Source organism: Bordetella tumulicola, from assembly GCF_054779135.1.
Genome location: NZ_BAAGYU010000019.1, coordinates 35,760 through 60,915, shown reverse-complemented (window position 1 = coordinate 60,915; position 25,156 = coordinate 35,760). Strand labels below are relative to the sequence as shown.

20 protein-coding genes are annotated in these 25,156 nt (G+C 61.3%); 5 read left to right on the top strand and 15 right to left on the bottom strand.

The genetic code is table 11. The annotated features are described in order from the left end of the window. Positions 1-101: 101 nt before the first annotated feature. From ACYVDM_RS26320 to ACYVDM_RS26285, 8 genes are read right to left on the bottom strand one after another with little or no spacing between them, the layout of a single operon-like run. Positions 102-1,076 carry an ABC transporter ATP-binding protein gene (locus ACYVDM_RS26320; RefSeq protein WP_415792246.1) on the bottom strand — a complete coding sequence of 325 codons (975 nt, stop codon included), beginning with the start codon at positions 1,074-1,076 and terminating at the stop codon, positions 102-104. Beyond that, a complete protein-coding gene (locus ACYVDM_RS26315) occupies positions 1,073-2,068 on the bottom strand; it encodes an ABC transporter ATP-binding protein (protein WP_415792247.1) in 996 nt (331 codons plus the stop codon). The genes ACYVDM_RS26320 and ACYVDM_RS26315 overlap by 4 nt, the downstream gene beginning before the upstream one ends. Beyond that, on the bottom strand, positions 2,065-2,937 hold the full coding sequence (locus ACYVDM_RS26310) for an ABC transporter permease (RefSeq protein WP_415792249.1): 873 nt from the start codon (positions 2,935-2,937) through the stop codon (positions 2,065-2,067). The genes ACYVDM_RS26315 and ACYVDM_RS26310 overlap by 4 nt, the downstream gene beginning before the upstream one ends. Then, positions 2,934-3,875, bottom strand: coding sequence for an ABC transporter permease (locus ACYVDM_RS26305; RefSeq protein ID WP_415792250.1), 942 nt, complete (start codon positions 3,873-3,875; stop codon positions 2,934-2,936). Before ACYVDM_RS26305 ends, ACYVDM_RS26310 begins: the two co-directional genes overlap by 4 nt. Next, a complete protein-coding gene (locus ACYVDM_RS26300; RefSeq protein WP_415792251.1) occupies positions 3,872-5,011 on the bottom strand; it encodes an NAD(P)/FAD-dependent oxidoreductase in 1,140 nt (379 codons plus the stop codon). The genes ACYVDM_RS26305 and ACYVDM_RS26300 overlap by 4 nt, the downstream gene beginning before the upstream one ends. Continuing rightward, a complete protein-coding gene (locus ACYVDM_RS26295; RefSeq protein ID WP_415792252.1) occupies positions 5,008-6,408 on the bottom strand; it encodes an FAD-dependent oxidoreductase in 1,401 nt (466 codons plus the stop codon). The genes ACYVDM_RS26300 and ACYVDM_RS26295 overlap by 4 nt, the downstream gene beginning before the upstream one ends. Further along, complete coding sequence (locus ACYVDM_RS26290) at positions 6,405-6,701, bottom strand: (2Fe-2S)-binding protein (RefSeq protein WP_415792306.1); 297 nt, start codon at positions 6,699-6,701, stop codon at positions 6,405-6,407. Before ACYVDM_RS26290 ends, ACYVDM_RS26295 begins: the two co-directional genes overlap by 4 nt. After that, positions 6,682-7,809: an NAD(P)/FAD-dependent oxidoreductase gene (locus ACYVDM_RS26285; RefSeq protein ID WP_415792253.1), complete on the bottom strand. Its 1,128-nt coding sequence runs from the start codon at positions 7,807-7,809 to the stop codon at positions 6,682-6,684. Before ACYVDM_RS26285 ends, ACYVDM_RS26290 begins: the two co-directional genes overlap by 20 nt. A gap of 110 nt (positions 7,810-7,919) precedes the next feature. Here ACYVDM_RS26285 and ACYVDM_RS26280 point away from each other — a divergent pair, with 110 nt between their 5' ends. Continuing rightward, positions 7,920-8,837: a LysR substrate-binding domain-containing protein gene (locus tag ACYVDM_RS26280; RefSeq protein WP_415792254.1), complete on the top strand. Its 918-nt coding sequence runs from the start codon at positions 7,920-7,922 to the stop codon at positions 8,835-8,837. On the opposite strand, the gene ACYVDM_RS26275 is transcribed toward ACYVDM_RS26280, so the two are convergent. Continuing rightward, positions 8,824-10,386: an ABC transporter substrate-binding protein gene (locus tag ACYVDM_RS26275; RefSeq protein WP_415792255.1), complete on the bottom strand. Its 1,563-nt coding sequence runs from the start codon at positions 10,384-10,386 to the stop codon at positions 8,824-8,826. The genes ACYVDM_RS26280 and ACYVDM_RS26275 overlap by 14 nt on opposite strands. 480 nt (positions 10,387-10,866) lie before the next feature. Here ACYVDM_RS26275 and ACYVDM_RS26270 point away from each other — a divergent pair, with 480 nt between their 5' ends. From ACYVDM_RS26270 to ACYVDM_RS26255, 4 genes are all read left to right on the top strand, one after another. After that, positions 10,867-11,358: a MarR family winged helix-turn-helix transcriptional regulator gene (locus ACYVDM_RS26270; protein WP_415792256.1), complete on the top strand. Its 492-nt coding sequence runs from the start codon at positions 10,867-10,869 to the stop codon at positions 11,356-11,358. 82 nt (positions 11,359-11,440) lie between these two features. Continuing rightward, entirely contained in the window at positions 11,441-12,667 is a 1,227-nt protein-coding gene (gene argJ, locus ACYVDM_RS26265; protein ID WP_415792257.1) for a bifunctional glutamate N-acetyltransferase/amino-acid acetyltransferase ArgJ, read from the top strand. Between the two features lie 34 nt (positions 12,668-12,701). Continuing rightward, positions 12,702-13,568 (top strand): ATP-binding protein, encoded by an 867-nt coding sequence (locus tag ACYVDM_RS26260; protein WP_415792258.1) that lies wholly within the window; start codon positions 12,702-12,704, stop codon positions 13,566-13,568. Next, complete coding sequence (locus ACYVDM_RS26255; protein WP_415792259.1) at positions 13,561-14,523, top strand: Nudix family hydrolase; 963 nt, start codon at positions 13,561-13,563, stop codon at positions 14,521-14,523. The genes ACYVDM_RS26260 and ACYVDM_RS26255 overlap by 8 nt, the downstream gene beginning before the upstream one ends. Before the next feature lie 53 nt (positions 14,524-14,576). Here the strand turns inward: ACYVDM_RS26255 and ACYVDM_RS26250 are convergent, their stop codons facing one another. The 6 genes from ACYVDM_RS26250 to coaE form a co-directional block, all read right to left on the bottom strand. Then, positions 14,577-15,992: an efflux transporter outer membrane subunit gene (locus ACYVDM_RS26250; RefSeq protein WP_415792307.1), complete on the bottom strand. Its 1,416-nt coding sequence runs from the start codon at positions 15,990-15,992 to the stop codon at positions 14,577-14,579. 71 nt (positions 15,993-16,063) lie between these two features. Further along, complete coding sequence (locus ACYVDM_RS26245; RefSeq protein WP_415792260.1) at positions 16,064-19,186, bottom strand: multidrug efflux RND transporter permease subunit; 3,123 nt, start codon at positions 19,184-19,186, stop codon at positions 16,064-16,066. Then, positions 19,183-22,287, bottom strand: coding sequence for an MdtB/MuxB family multidrug efflux RND transporter permease subunit (locus tag ACYVDM_RS26240; RefSeq protein ID WP_415792261.1), 3,105 nt, complete (start codon positions 22,285-22,287; stop codon positions 19,183-19,185). The genes ACYVDM_RS26245 and ACYVDM_RS26240 overlap by 4 nt, the downstream gene beginning before the upstream one ends. Further along, entirely contained in the window at positions 22,284-23,567 is a 1,284-nt protein-coding gene (locus ACYVDM_RS26235) for an MdtA/MuxA family multidrug efflux RND transporter periplasmic adaptor subunit (RefSeq protein WP_415792262.1), read from the bottom strand. The genes ACYVDM_RS26240 and ACYVDM_RS26235 overlap by 4 nt, the downstream gene beginning before the upstream one ends. 97 nt (positions 23,568-23,664) lie before the next feature. Further along, complete coding sequence (gene zapD / locus ACYVDM_RS26230; RefSeq protein WP_415792263.1) at positions 23,665-24,417, bottom strand: cell division protein ZapD; 753 nt, start codon at positions 24,415-24,417, stop codon at positions 23,665-23,667. A 41-nt stretch (positions 24,418-24,458) separates the two neighbouring features. Further along, positions 24,459-25,103, bottom strand: a complete 645-nt coding sequence (gene coaE / locus ACYVDM_RS26225; RefSeq protein ID WP_415792264.1) for a dephospho-CoA kinase — start codon at positions 25,101-25,103, stop codon at positions 24,459-24,461. Positions 25,104-25,156: the final 53 nt, after the last annotated feature.

The window sequence follows — 25,156 nt, the reverse complement described above, 5'->3', positions numbered from 1 at the left end:
TTAGTTTAGGTTTCAACTATATACCGCAAGCATGAGCCTGTGCAACAAGCGCGGGTTTACACCGAGACGACCGCCTCTAGAGAGGAAAGCGGGCGACGGGGCTAGTTGCCCAGCGGATGAAAGCAGGCCACTGCCCGTCCCACTTCATGACGAGGCTCAAGCACCGGAATGCTGGCGGCGCAATGAGGTTGAGCATGGATGCAGCGGGGATGAAAAGTGCAGCCAGGCGGCAGATTCGTGGGAGCTGGAATCTCGCCTTCGATGCGTGACAAGCGGATACGTGCCTGCGGATCCGGCACAGGAGAAGAATCCCGCAAGACTTTACTGTAGGGATGCAATGGCGCATCCAGCACCCGGGCCGTCGCGCCCTGCTCAATGATGCGCCCCAGGTACATCACGCATACGGTGTCACAAAAGTGCCGCACCACACCTAAGTCGTGAGAAACAAAAACAAACGACAGACCGCGTTCGACCTTCAGACGTTCGAGCAATTGCAGTATCTGCGCCTGCACCGAAACATCCAGCGCCGAGACCGGTTCATCGGCCACAATCAGTTCCGGATCCAGCACGAGTGCCCGTGCGATGCCGACCCGTTGACGCTGTCCGCCCGAGAATTCGTGCGGATAGCGGTCCAGCGCCGAGATAGGCAGACCGACTTCCTGGATGGTTTGCTCCACCTTGGCCGCGATCTGCGCGGCGCTACCCAGGCGATGCACGCGCAGAGGTTCGGCCAATGCCTGACGCACTGTCAGGCGAGGATTCAGCGATGAATACGGGTCCTGGAACACAATCTGAATACGGCGCCTCAACGCCCGCATTTCAGCGGCTCCTGCCTGACGCAAATCGCATCCGTCAAAGTGAATACTGCCAGAGTCAGGCTCAATCAGACGCAACAGCGTGCGGGCCACAGTGGATTTACCGCAGCCCGACTCCCCCACCAGCCCCAGCGACTGGCCACGGCCGACGGAGAACGACACATCATTAACCGCACGCACCACCTGCCGGGCGCCACCGAGCCAGCCCCCCCCGATTTCGAAGTGCTTGACCAAATTTTGTACTTGCAAAAGTTCGCTCATTGCCGTCCTTGACTCGTGGGCGCACGCACTAAGCAGCGCACCTGGTGATCATCGCCCACAGACTCAAGCGCTGGCCGCTGCCGTTCGCAGCTCGGCTGGCGCAGCGGACAACGTGCCGCATAGGCGCAACCGGTAGGCATCGCCGTAATGGCAGGTACGCTGCCGGCGATCGGTTCCAGCACATCGGTATCCGTATCGACACGCGGCATCGCACGCAATAGCGCCTCGGTATAGGGATGAGTGGGACGGGCGAACAGCGTCTCCACATCTGCGGTTTCCACGACTTCGCCGGCATACATGACGGCCACCCGATCGGCGATCTGCGCGACCACGCCCAGATTGTGCGTAATGAACAGCACTGCCATCCCATGTGCGGATTTCAGTTCAGCCAACAAACTGAGAATTTGCGCCTGAATGGTGACGTCCAGCGCCGTGGTGGGTTCATCAGCCAGCAGCACGCGAGGTTTGCAGGCCAAGGCCATGGCGATCATCACGCGCTGCCGCATGCCACCCGAAAACTGGTGCGGGTAATCATTGAAGCGGTTGACGGCGGCAGGGATTTTCACCTCTTGCAGCACTTGCAATGCGGCCTGACGTGCCTGTCGCCAAGACACTCGGCGGTGCTGGCGAATCGCTTCGGCGATCTGGTCGCCCACCGTCATGGTGGGGTTCAGCGAGGTCATCGGTTCCTGGAAGATCATCGCGATGGCATCGCCACGCAATCGAGCCATCCGCTTTTCTGGCAGGACCGCCAAGTCCTCGCCTTCCAACAATATCTGGCCGCCACCGTGTCGGGCGCCAGACTGCGGCAACAAGCGCAGAATTGATAGCGCCGTGACGCTCTTGCCGCTGCCGGACTCGCCCACCACGGCCAGCGTCTCATTGCGCCCCACCGATAGCGATACGTCGCGCACGGCAGCATGCCATTGGCCACCGACGCGAAATTCGGTACGCAGATCGCGTAATTCCAAGACTGTTTCTACGGGGTTCATGAGCGCTCCGAGCGCAATTTGGGATCGATAGCATCGCGCAAGGCATCACCCAACAAGTTCAATGCAAGCACGGTCAACAGGATTGCCATACTGGGAAATACCGTCAACCACCAAGCATCCAGGATATTCTCGAAGCCTTCACGGATCATTCCGCCCCAGGTCGCCGCCGGCGGTGGCACGCCCAGCCCAATAAAACTGAGCGACGCTTCGGTACGGATCGCCGAAGCCATCCACAATGAGCCCAACACGACGACTTCGGAAACCATATTGGGTAGGATATGCACGCCCATCAGTCTCAGCGGTCCATAGCCGAGTGCACGGCCCGCCTCGACAAAATCACGCTGTTTCAAAGCAATCGTAGGCGCGCGCGCCACCCGCACGAACGGCGCTATCTCGGTGATGGCGATGGCAATGATCAGATTCTCCAGGCTGGCGCCCAGCATCGCCGCCACCATCAGGCCCAGTAATAAGGTAGGAAACGACAGCAGAACGTCGACCAAGCCCATGATCAGTTGGTCGATCAGTCCGCCCAGATAGCCGGCGACGATGCCCAGCGTCGCGCCGATGCACATGGCAATCAGAATCGCGACGAAACCCACGAGCAAGGACACTCGCGCACCGAACAACAGGCGCGACAGAACATCGCGACCATAACTGTCGGTGCCCAGCCAGAACTCTGCCGATGGGGGCTCGAGTCGTGCCACAATGTTTTGCTGCAACGGATCGTACGGCGACAGCCAGGGCGCCAGTACGGCGGCCAGCACGATCAGCAATAGCAAGCCCAACCCCACCCACGATAGGCGATTCTTGCGCAGTGCAAGCAACAGGGCATTGGGTTGCGAAACGGGAAGCGCGGCGGCAACACTCATTTGTATTTCACCCTAGGGTCGACCAAGCCATACACCAAGTCGGTCAACAGATTGACGAAAATCACGCAGGCAGCGAAAACCACCATCAAGCCTTGCAGCAAGGTGTAATCGCGCGCGTTAAGCGCACCCAAGATCAGCTTTCCCAAGCCTGGGCGATTGAATACGATCTCGGTCAACACCGAGTTTCCGATCAGCGTACCGAAATACAACCCCACCACCGTGACAATAGGGATCAGCGCATTGCGCAATCCATGTCGCAACACCAGACGCAGGGGTTGTATGCCCTTGGCCCGGGCAGTGCGCACATAATCTTCGCCCATGACCCCCAGCATGGATGAGCGCGTCACCCGCATGACGTAGGCAGTCATGATCAAGCCCAGATTGAATGCCGGCAACACCAAGCCACGCAGTTGTGTGCCCCAATCGCCCGATATCGATGAACCGATCACCGGAAACCATCCAAGGTGAATGGCGAATATCAGCAACATGAGGATGGCCGATACGAACGCCGGAAACGACAGACCAGTCAGCGACAGCACGCGGCCCAGGTAGTCCGGCCAGGCATTGCGCCGCAACGCCGCCCATATCCCCATGGGCAGCCCAAATAGCACGCCGATCAACATGGCGGCCATCGTCAGCTCCAGTGTCCAGGGTAGTACCAGCATGACTTCCTGCAGCACCGTGCGGCCGCTGGCCATCGACACGCCGAAATTGCCCGACAGCATGTCGCCCAGGAAGTGCAGGTACTGCACATGCGTGGGAAGATCCAGGCCAAGGCGATCGCGCAGCGCGGCCAGCGCCTCGGCACTCGCTTGATCCCCCAGCATGACAGCGGCAGGATCGCCCGGCACCAAACGCACCAAGATAAACACGGCCGTCAACATAGCCAGCAACGTGGGTACGGCCAGCAACAGACGCCGTATCGCATAGCGCATCATGGACGATTCTCCTTGGCGGCGGGCGCCATCAGGCGTTGCGCCGAAAGATTACCGATGGCGCGCGTGGTAGTGCCGCGTACCACCAGGTCGGTCAATGCCGCTCCCACCACAGGTACCAATTCAAAACCATGGCCGGAAAATCCAAAAGCGTGGAACACGCCCGGGGCGTTCGGCGACGTTCCAATCACGGGCAACATATCTTCGGTCTTGGCTTCCAAGCCCGACCAAACTCGCACGATGCGTACGTCGCGCACGAGCGGAAACAGGTCAGTGGCCGCACGCGCACCTTTGGCCAACACCCCCATCCGGGCCGTGGACGTCTCGCGATCAAGGTCGGGCACGCCCTGCAGACCGCCACCAATCACCAACGTTCCCTGATCGGACTGCTTAAACGACAACGAGCGCCCCATGATCGAAACCACCGGTTTGATGAATGGACGCAGCCGTTCGCTCACCATCATCATGGAAGACTTGGTCGCAAGCGGAATCTCATCGCCGACCATCGCCGCGACCCTTGCACCCCAAGCGCCGGCAGCGTTAACCAGTACCGGCGCACGCCACTCTTTGCCGCCGGCTTGCACTCGCCAATCGTCACCATGATGTTCGATGAAGGTGACGCCACATTGCTCGACGATGCTGGCGCCAGCCGTCTCGGCAGCACGACGAAAGGCTCGCAGCGCTTGGTGCGGATCGGCGGCACCATCGCGACGGGCCAGCGATGCACCCAGACAATGAGGGCTCAACTCCGGCAGCCACTGCCGCAACTCGGCCGATCCGATCAGTTCTTCATGGGTGTAGCCGTCGGTGCGCAAGGCATGCACGTGCGCTTGCAGGCGCTGCAGCGCGGCTGGCGTCTCGGCAACACAGATCTGCCCGTTGGGATGAAAACCGCAATCGTCGCCCACCAACTCGGGCAGACGATGCCACATCTCGATCGCCTCCAACGACAAATCCAGCTCGCCGCGATCGCGATTGAGCGTGCGCACGCCGGCTGCGGTCGCCCCCGAAGCATGCCGCCCCACCCAAGAGCGCTCCAGCACAGTGACGCGCTGGCCGGCGCGTCCCAGATGCATGGCCGCCGACAGACCATGCAAACCGCCGCCGATGATAATCACGTCACATTGACGATTGCTCATGGTGCTTTTTCCTCGACATCCAGCGACGCCAACTCACCCAGCGTCAGTGGCTTTAACGGTGGACGAATGCGATAAAACCCCACGTCCGCCACGGGTCGTTGCTGTGTCTGCGCCAGGATGTGGGCAATGGTGTAGCCGCACTGCCGCCCCTGGCAAGGTCCCATGCCCGCCCGGGTAATCGACTTGATTTGGTTGGGACCTGGGCGCCCTATCGCCGCGGCCTTGCGAATATCTCCGGCAGTGAGTTCTTCGCAACGGCACACGACCGTGTCGTCACTGGGGGCAAAGATCGCCGCACGCGGCGGGTACATGGCATCGAGAAGCGGCCTCAGTTGCAATTCAGCAACCAGGCGTTGACGAAGCGGCCGTGCGCGATCTTGCGCTTGGTCGACGCTAAGTTTCCCTGCCCCCAATATCAACCCGATGGCGGCTAGCTCTCCTCGCACGCACGCCGCCTGGGCGCCACCGATACCGACGCCATCGCCCGCCACGTAGACGCCCGCCTGGCTGCTCTGCCCCCAATCATCCACATCAGGAACGAGGCAAGCCTGCGCCGCGTTCCAATGGTGTCGGCATTCCAGGGCGCGCGTCATATGGATAGAGGGGACCACGCCCTCGTGCACCAACAGTACGCGAGCCGGCGCCCGTTCGCTGCGGCCATTGCCCAGCGTGTATTCAATGTCACTTAGGTGGGTGTCGCCCACTGCGCGAAAACTGACAACATTCCGAACTCGCTTGACCCCCGCCGCCCGCAACTGGCGCAGCCACCCCAGGCCCTTGGTCAAATCGCGCCAGCGCGACGCCGCAGCCGCCCAGTGTGGCCAGGCACGGCGCCATTGCCCCGCGGGCGTCGTATCCAGCCAGCCGGCGATGCGACCGCCTGCGCGCAGCAATTGCGCCATATACAAGATCACGAGCGGCCCGTTGCCCGCTACCCAGATGGGCTCACGGGGCACTTGGTGCGAAGTCTTCAACAAGATCTGTGCCGCCCCCACCGTCAAGACTCCCGGCAACGTCCAGCCGGGAAACGGCGCCGGGCGTTCCTGTGCACCAGTGGCTAGCAATACTTGCCTGGCACGACAGACTTCCGCCTGACCCGCGCTGCTCATGTAGACATGCCAGCCGGGTTCGATCTGCCAAACCTGAGTTGCCGGACGATACTCGGCGCCGCAAGCGCGAAAGCGTTCGGCCAGCGCCGCGCCTGCACGGTATTCGTCGCCTAGCAACGCCCCCGTCGGCGTTGCGGCCACCGTTTCCACGGCGCGCCATATCTGCCCACCCGGGGTGGGCTGCTCATCCACGACCATCACATCCAGACCGGTCTCGCGCAACGTAATTGCCGCACTCATGCCGGCCGGCCCGGCCCCCACGATCAACACATCCACATCACGTGTCATGACAGCACACTCCGCTTGCCGAATTGGCGCTCGACGCGCATGCCATCACGTACCGTCACCAGGCAGGTCTGGGTCGAGGCCACACCGTCGACAATAGCCAGGCAATCAAAGCAGACACCCATCATGCAATACGGGGCACGCGGACTTTCGCACACCGGCGTGGTCCGCGTGGCCGGGGTTTCCTGGCGCAGCAAAACGGCTGCGACCGTTTCGCCCGGCGTGGCGGACACCGCTGCACCGTCGATGGTCAAGGTCAACGTGGGTGCGCCAGCATCATGCAGCTTGCGGAACATTGAAGCGCTCATGGTGAAAAACATCCAAGAAAGTTGGCAACGTGCCGCCGGCCAGCGCATGGGCCAGCGGCCCTGCGTGAAACGACGCCAGCGTCACGCCGGAGTGACACAGCGCGATCCACGCGCCGGGATAATCGGCCGCCCCGGCGTAGACCGGGCAGCCATCGGGAGTCATGATGCGCAGGCACGACCAGTGGCGCACCAGCCGCGCCCGCGCCAAATCTGGCAACACGTGCAGCGCCTTGCGGCTCATGCGCACGGCAGCCTCAGTGGTCGTTGCGAGGTCGTAGCCCACCTCCTCTTGGGTCAGCCCCACCAGCACTGAACCTTCGTTTGTCTGGCGAATGCCACTGGCGGGCAATGGCAGCAACGGCGCAATCCGCTCAGTGACCAGGATCTGGCCGCGCTGCGGCCGCAGTGGCACACTCAGACCGACCATGGGGCCTAACGTACGCGAACCCAATCCTGCGGCAATGACCAGATGCTGCGTACGCCAGCGTTGGCCTGCGCTCTGCACCTCGAAACCACCGCCGGGCAAAGCAACGAGCCGTTCGGCCGCCTGCCCGTGATACAACTGACCGCCACGCCGCACAAATGCCGCCTGCATAGCAGCCAACAATCGCAGCGGATTCACATGACCATCACGGGTACCCAGACTGGCTCCCGTCACGTGCGGCCCCAGACGCAACTGCGGAAACAGGCGCTGCAACGCGCCGCGATCCAGCATTTCGGTACAGGGCGGCAGTTCGGTCGCCTGCGCCTGCCAGCGCTCCAAGCGCTGGGCACGCTGCATGAACTCCGCCTCGCCTACACAAAAATGCAGACCTCCACGGTTTTCGTAATTCAGCGGTACCCCGCTCTCGCGTTCCAGATCACGCGCGAACGCCGGCCATAGCGCAGCCGCCTGATAGGACAGACGCTGATAATGCGCGTTTCCCAGGCCCTTGCCTTGCACCCATACCAGTCCAAAGTTGGCCTTGGCGGCCCGATAGTCGGTGTCGGCGCCATCCAGCGCGAGCACGCGTCGTCCCGCCCCGGCCAAACCGTAGGCAATGGCCGAGCCGACCATACCGGCACCGGCCACAATGACGTCGTAGTCATGTGTCATGTCGCTGCTCCAGTAGTCGCGCGGGCATGCGGTAATCTAGCGACCGGCATTGTCATTATTCTTCGTACTCGCGGCCAGGTTTCCGAGCTGCGCTTCTTGTGGATACCAACATGCGGCACACACTGAACCTGCGTCAGGTCGAAGCCTTCAAGGCAATCATCGAACAGGGCACTGTCAGCCAGGCCGCCGAGGTGCTGGGGGTAACGCAACCAGCGGTCAGCAAGCTGCTGGCACACCTGGAGGCAGAAACCGGTTTGACGTTGTTTGACCGCGTACGCGGCAAACTGGCCTGTACGCCTCACGGCATGCGGCTGTACCGTGAAATCGACCGCGTGTTCAGCGGTTTGCGCCAAGTCGAACAAGCCGTCGACTCGATCCGCCGCGACGAACAGCGAACGCTTAACGTCGGCGTACTGCCGGCCCTGTCGGGTTCGTTCATCCGTCGTACCACCATGAACTTTCTGAAACATCACCCTGACGTGCGGGTATCCATCAACACGCGCGGTTCGCTGTTTCTGGTCGATCGGTTGGCCACTCGACAAATCGACGTTGCGTTGGTCGGCAGTCGCGCCGACAACCCCTATATTGACCGGGAACCGTTGTTCCAGTATCCGCTGATCTGCGCAATGCCGGTCAATCATGAGCTGACGCGCAAACGTGTGATTCGACCGAAGGACCTTGCGGGTAAACCGTTCCTGTCGTTCGGCACTGACAGCCAGACGCAAAGCCTGGTCGTCAAGGCTTTCGAAAACGCACAAGTCGAGCTGAACGTTGTGCTCAGCACCGATACCGCGCCTACCTTGTGCGAATTCGTCGCGTCCGGTTTGGGAGTTTCGCTTATTCATCCACTATTTGCCGATGGGTTGCAGAATCGCCTGGTACTGCGGCGTTTCGATCCGGAAATGCTCTTTCACTTCCAGTTATGTCGCGTGCAGGCCTCTCGCAATGCGGTCCTGGTGGAAGCCTTCGTCCAGGAAGCCCGTGCCGTGGCGGCACAGGTTTCCCGTGAGCTCCTCAAGGGGCAGTGACGGTCGTCCGTTCAGTCACCGGCGGCTGCAAATTCAACGCGCCCTGGAAGTCGTAGCCGTAATCGACCCGATCGCTATGCACCCAAACCTGCTTCAGGCCAAATAGCGGAATTCCGCAAACGTCGGCGTGGATCTTGGTCTGTGCCTCTTTCCACAAAGCCAATTGCCGCTTGGCATCAGGCTCGACGCGTGCCGCCCGTATCGCCTCATCGGCCACGGAACAATGCGAGAAATTCGACATGGCGGTAGGCGCGCCGATGGCCGAGGCGGAATCGTAGAACTCTGTCAGATAGGAATCGGCCACAGGGAAACGCGCAGCACCATAGAAGACCACGGCGCTTTGATCTTTACGGCTCTTGGCCTGATAAGTCGCGTGGTCTACCACCTCCATGTCGAGCTTTATGCCTGCCTTGGCCAACTGCGCCTGGACGATCTCCATAATCGGTTGTTGGGCGGCAATGTTCGACACCACCGATTTCAGGGTGATACCGTTCGGAAAGCCGGCTTCGGCCAGCAACTGCTTCGCGCGCTCCACATCATAGGGATAGGCTCCGGCGCTGCAATCGTGCCCTTGATAGCCGTTGGGCACGACCGAACAGCCTTTCGTGGCCACATCTTTGCCCACATATCTCACGATTTCGTCGACATTGACAGCGGCCGCCACCGCTTGGCGTACTTGTAGATTGTCCAGCGGTTTGACGGTGCGATTCAGGTGTAGCGTGCGGAATTCGGCGGGTTCGAACACATCGACTTTCATGTCGCGCTTGATGGATCGCTCGACCCAGCGCTGCTCGCGCTTGCCTTGCATAAGATCGATCTCATTGGACACAAACGCCAATTCGCGCGCGCTATCCGAGGGAATCATGCGATAGATCAAACCGCCCAGTTTCGGTTTTCCGCGGAAGTACTCATCGTTGGCCACTAGTTTCACGTACTGCTGCGTCACGTGTTCACCAAACGCGAAGGGACCCGTGCCAATAGGCGCGGCACCGAACTTGTCGCCCAATTTCTCGGCAGCCTTTTTACTGACGATGTTGCCACCGTGATAGTCCGACACACGTCCTAGAAAACCGGCATCAGGGTATTTCAGCGTGACGCGCACGGTGTAGTCATCCACCGCTTCCACCTTGTCTACGCCGGCGAAGGTCGCGGCGAAGCTCGATCGCTTCGGGTCCGCGGCGCGCTGCAGCGAATACACCACATCTTCGGCTTGCATTTCCCCATAACCACCATGAAACCGCACGCCTTTACGCAGATGGAAAGTCCAGACCTTGCTGTCGGATGATGTCTCCCAACTTTCGGCCAGATCGGCCTCCAATGCCTGTGGATCAGCGCTGCCTGGCGGGAAACGCACTAAGCCGTCGAACATTTCGGAAGCAACGCCTTTGTCGACGGTGGACGTCGCGCGATGCGGATCCAGCGTGGCGTTGTCGGCAGCGCCGGAACTGATACGCAGCATCGGGCGCTCCTGAGCATCAGCGTGGATGGGTAGCCCGGCGCCGAACACAAACAGACCGGTGGCGAGAATGGAAAGTGCAGGACGTTTCATGATTCCCCTTGGGAGCGACGTTGCGAAGGACAGCGATAACGTGACAACGGGAGTCAAGGTAGAACTGCTATGCCATGGCGTCAAAGTCGCCTGAGTGCGGCATCTATTCCCCAGGGTTATATCCCTCGTCGTAACGGGGACCCTCACCCAGCGCAGCGCCTCGCCGACTAATGGTTAGTACCCATAGGTCGGCAAAGGCCTATCCTAGGGAAAACACTGAACTCAAAAGCGTGGTGAATACCTCGCAACCGAGATTGAACTAAACGTGCACGTACCGCTCCCGGACGCCACGATCCGTATCCAGCGCGGCGCAATCTGCTGGCTGACTGCGCGCTGCGCGGAGAACGATCCCGATATATCATTAGCAATACCGAATTCGACAGGATCGGCGAAGGGCAGGGCTGGCGCGCCACATAGTTTAGATTTAAAGTATCTGGCAATACATGACTAGTTTTACCGAGGCTCGCTCTGCGCCATACCATGATTGACACGCCCGACCTGGAAACACGCGCCGCCCCCGACGACCATCACGCGCTGCGTCTGTGGCTACGTATGCTGACGTGCTGCAATCTCATCGAGTCCGAAATCCGTGGCCGTCTGCGCACCGAATTCGACACCACGTTGCCCCGTTTCGATCTCATGGCACAACTACAGCGCGCGCCCAAAGGCATGAAAATGGGCGAGCTATCGCGCCGCATGATGGTCACTAACGGCAACATCACTGGCATCGCCGATCAGCTCGAAAAAGAAGGGCTGGTGATGCGCGCCAAAGTCGAAACCGACCGGCGTAGTTCCGTCTTGAAGCTGACACCACAGGGGCGTCGGCTCTTCACGCGCATGGCGCGCGCGCACGAAGGCTGGGTAAAGGGGATGTTCACCGACCTGCCCGAAGCGCACCGGGACGCCTTGTATCAGGCGCTGGGGGAATTGAAATTGCAGGTCGTGGCAGCCCGAGGCAGACCGGTCGCGTGATGATGGGATAATACGCGAAAGTCCCCGCTCACCCGGCGGGTTTTCCGAAGATCCCTTACCGCTCAGCCACAGAGGCGTTGTCATGGCCGTTAATCTGCAGATCCCCTCCGAGTCCGACATTTTTCCCGTTGCCGGTGTTGATATCGGCGTCACCGAAGCCGGCATTCGCAAGGCCAACCGACGCGATCTGACCGTTTTCCGCCTGGCCCCGGGCACCACTGTGGCCGGGGTGTTTACCCGCAACCGTTTCCGCGCGGCGCCGGTTCAGGTCTGTGAAGCGCATCTGGCAGCCGGCGGCCCGATCAGCGCGCTGGTCATCAATACCGGCAACGCCAATGCAGGCACCGGTAATGAGGGCCTGAAAAAAGCCCAAGACACCTGCGCAGCCCTGGGCCAATTGCTGAACGTTCCCGCGCAGCAAATTCTGCCATTCTCGACGGGAGTCATTCTCGAACCTCTCCCCCTGGACCGCCTGACCGCCGCCCTGCCCGCCGCCCTAGGCAATTTGGGCCCGAACGAGTGGTTCAATGCCGCCCACGGCATCATGACCACCGACACCTTGCCCAAAATCCATTCGCGGCGCATGCAGATCGACGGCAAGACCATCACGTTGACCGGCATCAGCAAAGGCGCCGGCATGATCCACCCGAACATGGCCACGATGCTGAGCTTCCTGGCCACTGACGCCGGGATTTCTCAACCGGTGCTGCGCAAGCTCGCGCTGGAAATCGCCAACCAGTCGTTCAACCGCATTACCATCGATGGCGACACGTCGACCAACGACTCCTTCATCATCGCTGCCACCGGCCAGTCGGGCCTGGAGATCACCTCCGAAGCCGATCCGCACTATTCGGCTGTGCGCGACGCACTGGCCACCGCCGCCCTGGATCTGGCGCAGAAAATCGTACGCGACGCCGAAGGCGCCACCAAGTTCATCACGATTCACGTCGAAGAAGCCCTGACCACCGACGAAGCCCTGAAGATCGGCTACTCGATCGCGCATTCGCCGCTGGTCAAGACGGCGTTCTTCGCATCGGATCCCAACCTGGGCCGCATCCTGGCGGCTATCGGCTACGCCGGTGTCGATGATCTGGATGTCTCGAAATTGCGCCTGTGGCTGGACGACGTCCTGGTCGCGTGCGATGGCGGCCGCAATCCGGACTACCAGGAAGAAGACGGCCAACGCGTGATGAAGCAGGCGGAAATCAGCATTCGGGTGGCATTGGCGCGCGGCCAAGCCTCTGATACGGTCTATACCTGTGACCTCTCGCACGAGTATGTCAGCATCAACGCTGATTACCGTTCCTGATTATCCGTGACTGTACCTGCTGGAAAATACTGACGTGAGTGCTGCTGATTTTTCTATTTTGATCGAACGCGCCGAACGCGTGCTGGCGCAACTCGAAGCCTGGCTGCCCGCCGCACCGCCCGAGATCGACTGGTCCGCCCATGCCTACCGCTGGCGCAAGCGCGGTGCGCGCGGATGGCTGGATACCGTGCGCCATATTGCCCGGATCGAGGTCGACGATCTGCAGCATATCGAACGCCAGAAAGACATCATCGATCGCAACACCCGTCAATTTCTCCAGCAAAAGCCGGCCAATAATGTCCTGATGACCGGTGCGCGCGGCACGGGGAAAAGCTCGCTGGTCAAGGCCATGCTGGCCGCCTATGGCGACCAGGGCCTGCGCCTGATCGAAGTCGACAAGTCCGACCTGGGCGACCTGGCCGACATCGTCGAGCTGGTCGCGGCGCGTCCTGAACGCTACATCGTCTTTTGCGACGATCTGTCCTTCGAAGAAGGCGAGGCCGGCTACAAGGCCCTGAAATCCGTGCTGGATGGCTCGGTGTCCGCTTCAGGCGATAACGTGCTGATTTACGCGACATCCAATCGGCGCCACCTGATGCCGGAATACATGAGCGAAAACCTGCAGGCCCAACATCAGGCCGATGGCGAAATTCATCCCGGTGAAACCGTCGAAGAAAAAATCTCGCTGTCCGAACGTTTCGGTCTGTGGCTGTCGTTTCATCCCTTCAAGCAAGATGACTATCTGGATATCGTCTATCACTGGCTACGAGAATTGAACTGCCCCACCGAGCATATCGAAGCCAGCCGTACCGAGGCGTTGCAGTGGGCGCTGGAGCGGGGATCCCGCTCGGGCCGGGTGGCCTATCAGTTTGCTCGCGATTGGGCGGCCCGCCATGTCTGACGGCATCATCAATGTCGCCGCGGGCCTGATTCTGCGCCCTGATGGCCAGCTCCTGCTGGGGCAGCGCCCTGAAGGCAAACCCTGGGCCGGATGGTGGGAACTGCCCGGTGGCAAGCTCGAGCCTGGCGAGACCGTGCTGCAGGCGCTCAGCCGCGAATTACGCGAAGAAATCGGCATCGAAGTCACCCGGGCCGTGCCCTGGGTCACCTACGTCCATGCCTACCCACATACCACGGTGCGACTGGCGTTTTGCCATGTGACGGGATGGAACGGCGAACCGCGCGGGCTGGAAAACCAGCGACTCGCGTGGGTCAATCCCGCCGAGGCCGACACGGTTGGCGATCTATTACCCGCTACCCTGCCTCCGCTACGCTGGCTGCAGCTACCCACGACCTACGGCATTACCTCCATCGGCGGACGCGCGGGCCTGCCCGCGTTTCTGGAGCGCCTGGAACGCGCGCTCGCGCGTGGCCTGAAGCTCGTGCAATTACGCGAACCCGATTGGCCCGATGGTCCAGGCGCGACATCACTGCGCGACGCCACGAGGACAATCATCAAACACTGTCATGCCGCGGGCGCACGCGTGCTGATCAATAGCGTGCATCCCGATGCGTGGTGGCGCCAGGCCGATGGCGTGCATTTGCGCTGGCAAGATGCGGCGACGCTGTCAGAACGGCCCGCCGTGCCCGAGGGGGCCCTGGTAGGCGTCTCTGCCCACGACAATGCCCAGATCGTGCACGCACGAGAGCTTGGAGCCGATTTTGCCGTGCTGGGTCCGGTACTCGAAACCCCATCCCACCCCGGACAACCGGCTTTGGGCTGGGAGGGCTTTGTGGCCGGAAATCAGGATGCGGGCCTTCCCGTGTACGCCCTGGGCGGCCAATCAGACGATACGCTGAACGACGCCCATCGGCATGGCGCGCACGGCATCGCCGGGATTCGAGGACTGATTTAGTCCGCTGCCATCGAGCCCTGCCCCGACAAGGGCGGGTGCAGTGGCCCGCGGCATTACTCCTGCGCCGGCAAGCCGTCCCATCCACCGCCCAGCGCGGCAATCAACTGCACGCTGGCGGTCAGGCGATTGGCCATCAGCGTCAGCGCGGTGCGTTCGCTATTGAGGGCGCTTGCCTCCAGCGTCGCCACGTCCAGATAGTTGATCGTGCCGGCCTCATACTGATTACGCGCCAGGCGCAATGCCTCACGTGCCGCCTCGAGCGCACGGCGCTGTACGACCTGCTCTTCGCCCAGGACGCGCAACTGGATCAGATAATCCTCGACCTCTTGCAGGGCCGTCAACACGGTCTGGCGATAGGCCGCCGCCTGGGCATCATAAGCCGCGCGGGCCTGGTCCACCTGGGCCTGGCGCGCGCCTCCGTCAAACAGGGTCAGGGCCAATGCCGGACCCAACGACCAGAAGCGCGCGGGTGCGGTCAACCACTGTGCAAACTGACCACTGCGAAATCCGCCATCGGCGCTCAACACGAGATCAGGGAACCAGGCCGCCTGCGCGACGCCGATCTGCGCGTTGGCGGCTGCCGTCTGGCGTTCGGCGGCGGCCACATCGGGACGGCGCTCGAGCAACTGAGACGGTAAACCGGCGGGGATTTGCGGAATTGCCTGCGCAAACGATTGCGCGGGCAGCGTAAAGCGTGAGGGCGCCAAGCCGATCAAGACCGCAATCGAATGCTCGAACTGCCCACGCTGCCACGCCAGATCCACTAGCTGTGCACGTGTGCCTTCCAACTGCGCCAGCGCCAACGTCACGTCAGACTTGCCTACGACACCAGCATCATAGAGATTTTGCGTCAGTTTCAATGAGCGCTCATGCGCCGCCACCGTGGCTTCCAGTAGGCGCTTCTGCTCGTCCAGCACACGCAACTGGAAGTAGTTTTGCGCTAGCGCGGCCTGAGAGCTCAAGCGAATATTGGCCAGATCGGCAAAGCTGGCTTGCGCTTCGGCCCGGCTGGCTTCGACTTCGCGGCGCACACGTCCCCAGATATCGGCCTCCCAACTGACGGACCCACTCAGGTCGTATTGATTCCCCGAACCGCTCGTGGAACCACTCCCCGCACCCGAGCGCGTCGCACCCGCCCCGGCGCCCACCGTCGGGAAAAAGCTCGAGCGCGCGCCCCTGACCAAGGCCTGTGCCTGCCGGTAGTTGGCCTCGGCCTGAGCGATGGATTGATTGGCGGTGTTGAGTTGGTCCATCAGGCCACTGAGCGTCGTATCGCCATAGACTTGCCACCAGGCGCCGCGCTCAATATGATCGCCCGGTCGAGCGGGCGTCCAGCCCTCCACGGGTTGCGCGTCCTGCCCAGCGTCGCCCGGCGCCTGTTTGTACACCTCGCCGACATCCATCTCAGGTCGCTGATAGTCGGGCCCCACGGCACACGCAGCCAACAGGGCGCAGCACAGGGCAACCATCGCGCCACGCAACAGACGTGCTTGGGCAAACAAGGTGAACGGGAAGGCTAGAGGCGAAATTGATGCGCGGCTCATGGTCGATCTACATCAGGTTGCGGGTTCGTCGTGCGATACGCAGCACGACGGCGGGCCCATAAACGGAAACGGTCCAGATAAAGATAGACTACGGGCGTGGTGTACAGCGTCAATACCTGGCTAACAATCAGCCCCCCCACGATGGTGACCCCCAGCGGTTGGCGCATCTCCACGCCGGCCCCGGTGGCCAGCAGCAACGGCAACGCGCCAAAGATAGCGGCCAACGTAGTCATCATGATGGGCCGAAAGCGTGTCAGGCAGGCCTCGAAAATCGCGTCGCGCGGCGACAGGTTCAAGCGCCGTTCGGCGTCCAGAGCAAAGTCGACCATCATGATGGCGTTTTTCTTGACGATACCGATCAGCAGGAACACCCCGATCAAGGCAATGATCGTGAACTCGCTGCCCACCAGCATCAATGCCAGCAACGCACCGACGCCCGCGGACGGCAGGGTCGACAAAATGGTCAGGGGATGCACCCAGCTCTCGTATAGCATCCCCAGCACGATATACATGGTGACCAGCGCTGCCAGGATCAGCCACGGTTGTTGCGCCTGCATCTTCTGCTGCGCCTTGGCCGTACCCAGAAAACCGGCCTGAACCTGATCCGAGGGCAACCCGATACGCGCCACCGCCGCGTCGATAGCCGCAACCGCCTCACCCTGCGAGACGCCGGGCGCGAGATTAAAGGAAATCTCCTCGGCGGCGAACAGGCCATTATGCTGCACACTCAGCGGGGCATTACCCGTCTCGAAACGCGCGAATGAGGCCAATGGCACACGCGCGCCATCTTGGGTGATGACATGCACCTGCTTGAGCGACTCGGCATCCTGCGCAAAACGCTGATCGACGCCCAGTACCACGTGGTACTGGTTCAACGGCCCATACATAACCGACACCTGACGCTGACTGAACGAGTTATTCAGTACCGCTGAAATATCGGACATACTGATGCCCAGGCGCGTGGCGGCCTCGCGATCGATCACCAGATTCACCTGGCGGCCCTTGTCCTCGACGCTGGAGTCGACGTCGGTGAGCTCGGGCAACTGGGCCATGGCCTGCCGCACCTTGGGGGCCCAAGTGCGCAAGAGCGACAACTCCCCCGCGAGCAAGGTGTAGTCATACGAACCACTCCCCTGCCTGCCGCCCAAAAAAATGTCTTGCTGTGGCACCAGAAACACGCGGGCGCCCGCCGTGCCTTGCAACTGTCCTCGCAACCGGTTCACCACGTCGTTGGCACTGACCTTGCGTTCGTCCTGCGGCTTGAGCTGAATCATCATGAAGCTGCTATTACTGCCGCCCCGGCCGCCGGAGTACATCGTGACGCTGGCCACGGCGGGATCCGCCAGAATGGCCTCGCGAAAGTATTCCAGCTTGGGCACCGTCGCCTGAAACGACGTCCCCTGATCTGCCCGGAACATACCGATCAACTGCCCCGTATCCTGCTGCGGAAAAAAACCCTTGGGCACAACTGCGTACAAGTACACATTCAATCCGATCGTCGCCACCAACAGCAACAACATGATGCGGCCATGCGCCAACGCCCAGGAAAGGCTGCGCCGATAGCCATTCAACATGGCTTGAAAACCCGACTCGAGCACGCGAGACAGACGGTTGGGTGGACGCTCGGCATGATCGGGTTTTTGCTGACGCAACAAGCGCGCACACATCATGGGCGTCAGCGTCAACGACACCACCATCGACACCAGAATCGCGGCTGACAAGGTCACTGCAAACTCGCGAAACAAGCGTCCCACGATGTCACCCATCAACAAGATGGGAATAAACACGGCGACCAGCGACACGCTCATCGACAACACGGTAAAACCCACCTCGCGCGCGCCACGCAATGCCGCGCGCAATGGCGATGCGCCACGCTCGATGTGGCGCATGATGTTCTCCAGCACCACAATGGCGTCATCCACCACAAAGCCCGTGGCCACGATGAGCGCCATCAACGAGATCGTGTTCAGGGTAAAGCCGCACCAGTACATGATGCAGAACGTGCCGATCAGCGATACGGGAACGGCCACGCTGGGAATCAGCGCTGCACGCCAATGCCGTAAAAACAGCAGCACCACCAGCACCACCAATCCCACCGAGACCACCAACGTCAACTCGGCTTCGTTCAACGAGGCGCGAATACTTGGGGTACGGTCCTGTGCCACCGTCAGATCGACATCCCCCGGCAATAACGCCTGCAATTGCGGCAACTGCGCGCGCACGGCCTCCACCGTTTCGATGATGTTGGCATCGGCCTGGCGCCGCAAAATCAACAAGATCGCTTTGCGATTGTTGTAATAGCCCGTCTGGAACAGGTCTTCGACCGAGTCTTCAACTGTTGCCACGTCCGATAGACGGATCGCAGCGCCATCGCGCCATGCCACAATCAAGGGCCGGTACTGCTCGGCAGTCTCGAGTTGATCGCTGGCCATGATCTGCCAGTGAGTCTCGTCGTTTTCGATCATACCTTTGGGCTTGTTGGCGTTAGCCTCGCTGAGCGTCGAGCGCACCTCGTCGAGCGATACGCCACGACTCGATAGCGCGCCGGGAATCAGATTCACCCGCACCGCGGGCAGCGAACTGCCTCCCACGGAAACCTCGCCGATGCCATTGATCTGCGACACCTTTTGCGCCACGATCGTCGAGGCCAGGTCGTACAGTTTGCCTTGACTCAACGAGTCCGACGTCATCGCCAGCACCATGACGGGCGCCGACGACGGATTGACCTTGCGGTAGGTGGGATTGCTGCGCATCCCCGTCGGCAACAGCGATCGGGCCGCGTTGATCGCGGCCTGCACATCGCGCGCGGCGCCATTGATATCACGGCTGAGGTCAAATTGCAGCGTAATGCGCGTGGAGCCCTGCGAACTGCGCGAGGTCATTTCGGTCAGGCCGGCGATACTGCCAAGCGAACGCTCGAGCGGCGTCGCCACGCTGGACGCCATCGTTTCTGGACTGGCGCCCGGCAAACTGGCCGTCACTGAAATCATCGGCAGATCGACCTGGGGCAGCGCCGCCACCGGCAGCAATCGATAGGCAAGTATTCCCGCCAGCACCAGCCCCAGAGTGAGCAACACCGTGGCAACCGGCCGAACGATGAATGGCGCCGACAGAATCATCGCGGCTCCGCCACGGGCTTGGTCTGACCACGATAACGGCGGGCCAGACGGTCAAACATGAGATAAATCACCGGCGTGGTGAATAGCGTCAAGACTTGGCTCAATAACAAGCCCCCCACCATGACCAGCCCCAGCGGCTGGCGCAATTCGGCGCCTGTACCCGAGGACAACATCAGGGGTAACGCGCCGAACAAGGCCGCCAGCGTCGTCATCAGGATCGGCCGAAAGCGCAGCAGTGCCGCCTCATGGATGGCCTCGCGCGGCGCCAAGCCGCGCTTGCGCTCGGCCTCGAGTGCAAAGTCGATCATCATGATGGCGTTTTTCTTGACGATACCGATCAACAGGATGATGCCGATGATGCCGATCATGTCGAGTTGCGTGCCGCTGATCAGCAGCGCCAGCAAGGCGCCAACCGCGGCCGAAGGCAGCGTGGACAAAATCGTGATGGGATGGATATAGCTTTCGTACAGCACACCCAGCACGATGTACATCGTGATGATGGCAGCCAGTATCAGCCACAGCGTGCTGGACAAAGAATTCTGGAACGCCAGCGCCGCCCCTTGAAACCGCGTCTCGATGCTGGCAGGCAATTCGATCTCGGCCTGCGCCGCGCCGATCGCCTCGACGGCGGCAGACAGCGAAACGCCCGGCGCCAAGTTAAACGACAGCGTCGTCATGGGAAACTGATCCAGCCGGTTGATGGCCAGCATGGTGTTCCCCTGCGAGACGCTAGCCACCGCCGATAATGGCACCGGCGTACCTTCCGTAGATGTCAAGTACACCTGATTCAGGGCCTCGGGCGTCTGGCGGAATTGCGGCAAGACTTCCAGCACTACCCGATACTGATTGGACTGCGTAAAAATGGTGGAAATCAGTCGCTGGCCAAAGGCGTTATACAGCGCGTCGTCAATGGCCGATGTCGTGATGCCCAACCGCGCGGCGGCGTCGCGATCGATCTCGACCCACGTCTGTAATCCATCGTCTTGCAGATCGTCCGTCACATCCACCAATTCGGGCAGCGCGGACAGCCGCGAAACCAGTTTGGGCACCCATTCGGTCAGCACGTTGATGTCGGGGTTCGACAGCGTCATCTGATATTGCGTGCGGCTGACGCGATCCTCGATCGTCAGATCCTGCACGGGTTGCATGTATACCGTCAGCGGCACAGAGCCTTGCTCGTCGGCCAGGGCATCCTGTAGACGTTGAGAAATCGTCGCCAGATCCGCGTCACGCTCGCTATCGGGCGTCAGTGCAATCTGCATGCGACCGCTGTTGAGCGTGGCATTGGTGCCGTCCACCCCGATAAACGACGACACCGAAGCCACATCGGGATCTTGCAGGATGATCCGCGCGGCCGCTTGCTGACGTTTGGCCATCGCCGTAAACGATATCGACGCCGGCGCCTCCGTAATCGCCTGGATCATGCCGCTGTCTTGCTGCGGGAAAAATCCCTTGGGTACGGCGAGATACAAGAGCACCGTCAGCACAAAGGTCGCCAGCGCCACCAGCAGCGTCAAGGGCTGATGCGCCAGCACCCACTTCAGCATGTGGTCATAGCCCGCAATGCAGCGATCGATGAACGCGCTGGTCGCCTGATGGAATCGCCCATAGCGTTGCTCGGATTCGGGGCGCAGCAAACGGGCGCACATCATGGGCGTCAACGTCAGCGATACCACCAGGGAAATCAGGATCGCCACCGCCAGCGTAATCGCGAATTCGCGAAACAGGCGCCCCACGACGTCGGTCATGAACAACAGTGGAATCAACACCGCAATGAGCGAGAAGGTCAGCGAAATCAGTGTGAATCCGATTTGCGAGGCCCCTTTCAGGGCGGCCTGCAGGGGTGTCTCGCCTTTTTCCAGATGGCGCGCGATGTTTTCGATCATGACGATCGCGTCGTCAACCACAAACCCTGTCGCAATCGTCAGCGCCATCAAGGTCAAGTTATTGACGCTGAAACCCGCCAGGTACATGATGCCGAAGGTGCCGACCAAGGACAGGGGCACCACCACACTGGGAATGAGGGTCGCCGTCAGGCTGCGCAAAAAGACAAAGGTCACCATCACGACCAGTGCCACCGACAACAACAGCTCAAATTTCACATCTTCGACGGATTCGCGAATCGTCTGTGTGCGATCGGAAACGATACTGACGTCCAGCGTTGCCGGCATCGCTGCCTGCAATTGCGGCATCATGACGCGGATCTGGTCCACCACATCGATCACGTTGGCGCCAGGTTGACGTTGCACGTTCAGCAGGATCGCCGGTTGTCCGTCGGCCCACGCCGCCTGACGAACGTCTTCGGCCCCCTGTACAGCAGTCGCCACGTCAGAGAGACGCAACGGGGCATTATTGCGATAGGCGATGATCAGGTCGTTGTACTCGGTGGGCGACTTGAGCTGATCATTGGCGTCGATCGTCGTCGAGCGCTCGGGTCCGTCCAGATTCCCTTTCGGCTGATTGACGTTGGCGCCCACCACGGCCGAGCGCAGGTCGCCCAACGACATGCCCGCTGATGCCAGGGCCACGGGATTGACCTGGATGCGCACGGCGGGCCGCTGGCCGCCGGCCACGCTGACCAGGCCAACGCCCGGTACCTGCGAGAGCTTTTGCGCCATTCGAGTATCGACCAGGTCGCGCACCTGCGGCAACGGCATCGTCGGCGAACTGATGGCCAGCGTCAGTACCGGCGCATCGGCCGGGTTGACCTTGTTGTAGATCGGCGGCACTGGCAGGTCACTGGGCAACAAATTTGAGGCGGCATTAATGGCCGCCTGGACCTCTTGCTCCGCCACATCCAGGGCCAGATCCAGACTGAACTGCAGCGTAATCACCGATGCCCCGCCCGAACTCACCGATGACATCTGGTTCAGCCCGGGCATCTGACCAAACTGGCGCTCCAGGGGCGAGGTCACCAGCGACGTCATCACGTCCGGACTGGCCCCCGGGTACAGCGTCACCACTTGAATCGTGGGATAGTCGACCTCGGGCAGTGCCGATACCGGCAACAACCGATAAGAAATAAAGCCCGCGATCAGAATCGCCACCATCGCGAGCGTGGTGGCGACCGGCCTCAGGATAAACAGGCGGGACAGGCTCACGGCGCTTTCGCTGCGGGTTGCCCTTGCGCGGCGCGCCCGGGCCGCTTGGCCCCCAGCGACTCACCCGGTGTCGAAGGGATGGTGGCATTGTCGGTCACGACGACCACCTTGGCGCCGGACCGCAAGCGATCGGTACCCTCGATGACCACACGATCGCCCGGTACCAGTCCGTCATTGACCGCCACACGATCGCCGTTGATCGGTCCCAACTGCACTTGCCGGACATCCACCGTATTGCCATCGCGCAGCAGGAAGACAAACGGCCCTGCCGTTCCTTGCTGGATGGCGGCGGTCGGAATCGCCGTGACATTCTCGCGCGTCTCGACCAACAAGCGCACGTTGACGAATTGATTGGGGAACAGCTTTTCGTCGGTGTTATCAAAACGCGCCTTGAGCTTGACCGTACCCGTGGTGATATCGATCTGGTTGTCGATCGTCTCCAGTTGGCCCGTCGCAATCATCTTGGTGCCGGCACGATCATAGGCCTGCACCTGCAAGGTTTTGCCCGCACGCACCTGCTCCAGTACCTCGGGCAATTGCGTCTCGGGCAAAGAGAACATCACCGCAATGGGTTCCGTTTGCGTGATCACCACCAGACCGTCGACATCACCCGAAGACACCAGGTTGCCGGGATCGACTTTGCGCAAGCCCAGGCGTCCGCCAATCGGCGCGGTGATCTTGGTGTAGCTCAGTTGCAACTTCGCATCGTCGACTGCCGCCTGATCGACTTTCTGAGTCCCTTCGTATTGACGCACCAATGCAGCCTGCGTGTCGAGCTGCTGACGCGCGATGGAGTCTTGTTTGAACAGCGTCTGGTAGCGCTGCAAATCGCGTCGGGCGTTCGCCAGGAGGGCCTGGTTTTGCTGCTGCTGGCCTTGTGCCTGGGCCAGGGCCACCTCGAAAGAGCGCGGATCGATCTGCGCCAGCACGTCGCCGGCCTTGACACGCTGGCCCTCGTCGAAATTGACCTGCATCAATTCGCCATCAACCCGGCTACGCACGGTCACCGTGTTGTAGGCAGTCACTGTGCCCAGGGCAGGCAGCACCACGTCGATCTTTTGCGTTGTCGCCGAGGCCGCGCGCACCGGTGTCGCGAGCGACGTCCCCATCCCACCCCTGGGGCCACGCCCGCCTGCTCTGGAGGACGCGCTGGACGATGCCGTCTGGCTGTCCGGCTTATAGAAGACCCACCACGCAACGATCGTGGCAGCCAGCAACAACAGGATCACGGCGACCAATCGGTACTTGCGGCGAGGTGTAGCAGGTCGACTTTCGGACATAGGAGGCAATGCATAGGCGTCGGGAGCCGCTATTGTCCCCTAAGTCGACTGGATTACGTCATGTCAGCCATCGAACTGAAATACACCGTAATGGAAATCACGCACTGCACAGCGACATCTGGAAGTGGATATCTTTCGCCACCTGTTGTGGCTTGGACTCACCATCCTGGGACGAAAACCGAATCCAGATCATGTATTTGTTGGCGCTGATTTCAGGGAAAGCGCCTTGAGCCGGATCTACCCAAACCCGTAACAGCTGAAACAACTTGCCGGCCAGCATTTGCTGGTAGCCTCCCTGCTCGGCCACGATGTCGCTGCGACGGCCGGCCTCGCGCAGCAAGCGCAGCGCCATCGCCACCGCCTCGTACATGGGCCGCAGGGGCGCGCTCCAGGTTTGCAGGTCAGCGCAGCGGTCAGATTCGGATTTGTGCTGCCACGCATGGTACGACGGCATATCGACCTGCGTCGCGCCGCCCGGCACTGCCAGGCGCCCCCGCAGGCTGATCAACCATTCGTTTTCACGCAGGGGCTGACCTGCGCGGCCCTGGCTCGCCAGGGTGCTGACGGTGCGCTCCATGTCGCCTAGCATCGTTTCCAGAGCGTCTTGCGCCACGCCGGGATGATCGCGCAGGGCCACTAGGGCCATGCGCTGGCGCTCGAGGTCTTGCAAGACGGAGGTTTTGATGTCGGCCCGCTCGGTCGCATCAAGGATATCGAACAAGGTCGAGATGGCAATCTGATGGTGGCGTGAATCGCCCTCACGGGCAAAATAGAACAATCTATCGAATAGATATTCCAGCCGGAGATAGGATCGGATGCGCTCGTTGAAAGGGTATTCGTAAAGAATCACGCTTGCTACAGGCCTGTTGGTGATCGACCCCGTGGGCCGGGTTATTCAGGAAAGCCGGCCACATCAATGAGCGGTCGGCGCGCTGCCGTCGCCAACTGGCACCAGCGGTCGTGCAGAACCTTTGCCCGCGCCTGCAACGCCTGGACAGTGGTCGCGCCATCATTCACGATAACGTCATCCGCTGCCGCCAGTCGGGTTGCCCGCGCGGCCTGTGCTGCCATAATACGCTGGATAGCCTCCGCCGTCAGCCCACTGCGGCTCTGCACCCGGCGAATCTGCGTTTTGGGGTCGCAATCGACCACGCAGATCCGGTCGACGCGATCACGCCAACGGCCAGATTCAACGAGCAACGGCACGACATAGACGAGATAATCGCCCTGCGCCTGTGCGGCCGCGCGCTGGGTTTGCGCACCGATGAGAGGATGCAAAATGCCCTCCAGTCGCGCGCGGGCGTCGGGTTCGCGAAAGACCAGATCACGCATCCAGGTGCGATTCAACGCCCCGCCGGCTGTGATCGCCACGTCGCCGAATGCCTCGCGAATCGCGGCAATGGCGTCTCCGCCCGGCGCGGTCAGGTCATGTGCGATGGCATCGGTATCCACGACCGCGGCCCCCCACTCGGCCAGCATGTCCGCGACACGCGTCTTGCCAGAGCCGATCCCGCCGGTCAGGCCGATCTTGTACATCCTGGATCCCCTACGAAGTCATACTGGTTGCTCGAGCATACGCTGCCCCGGCG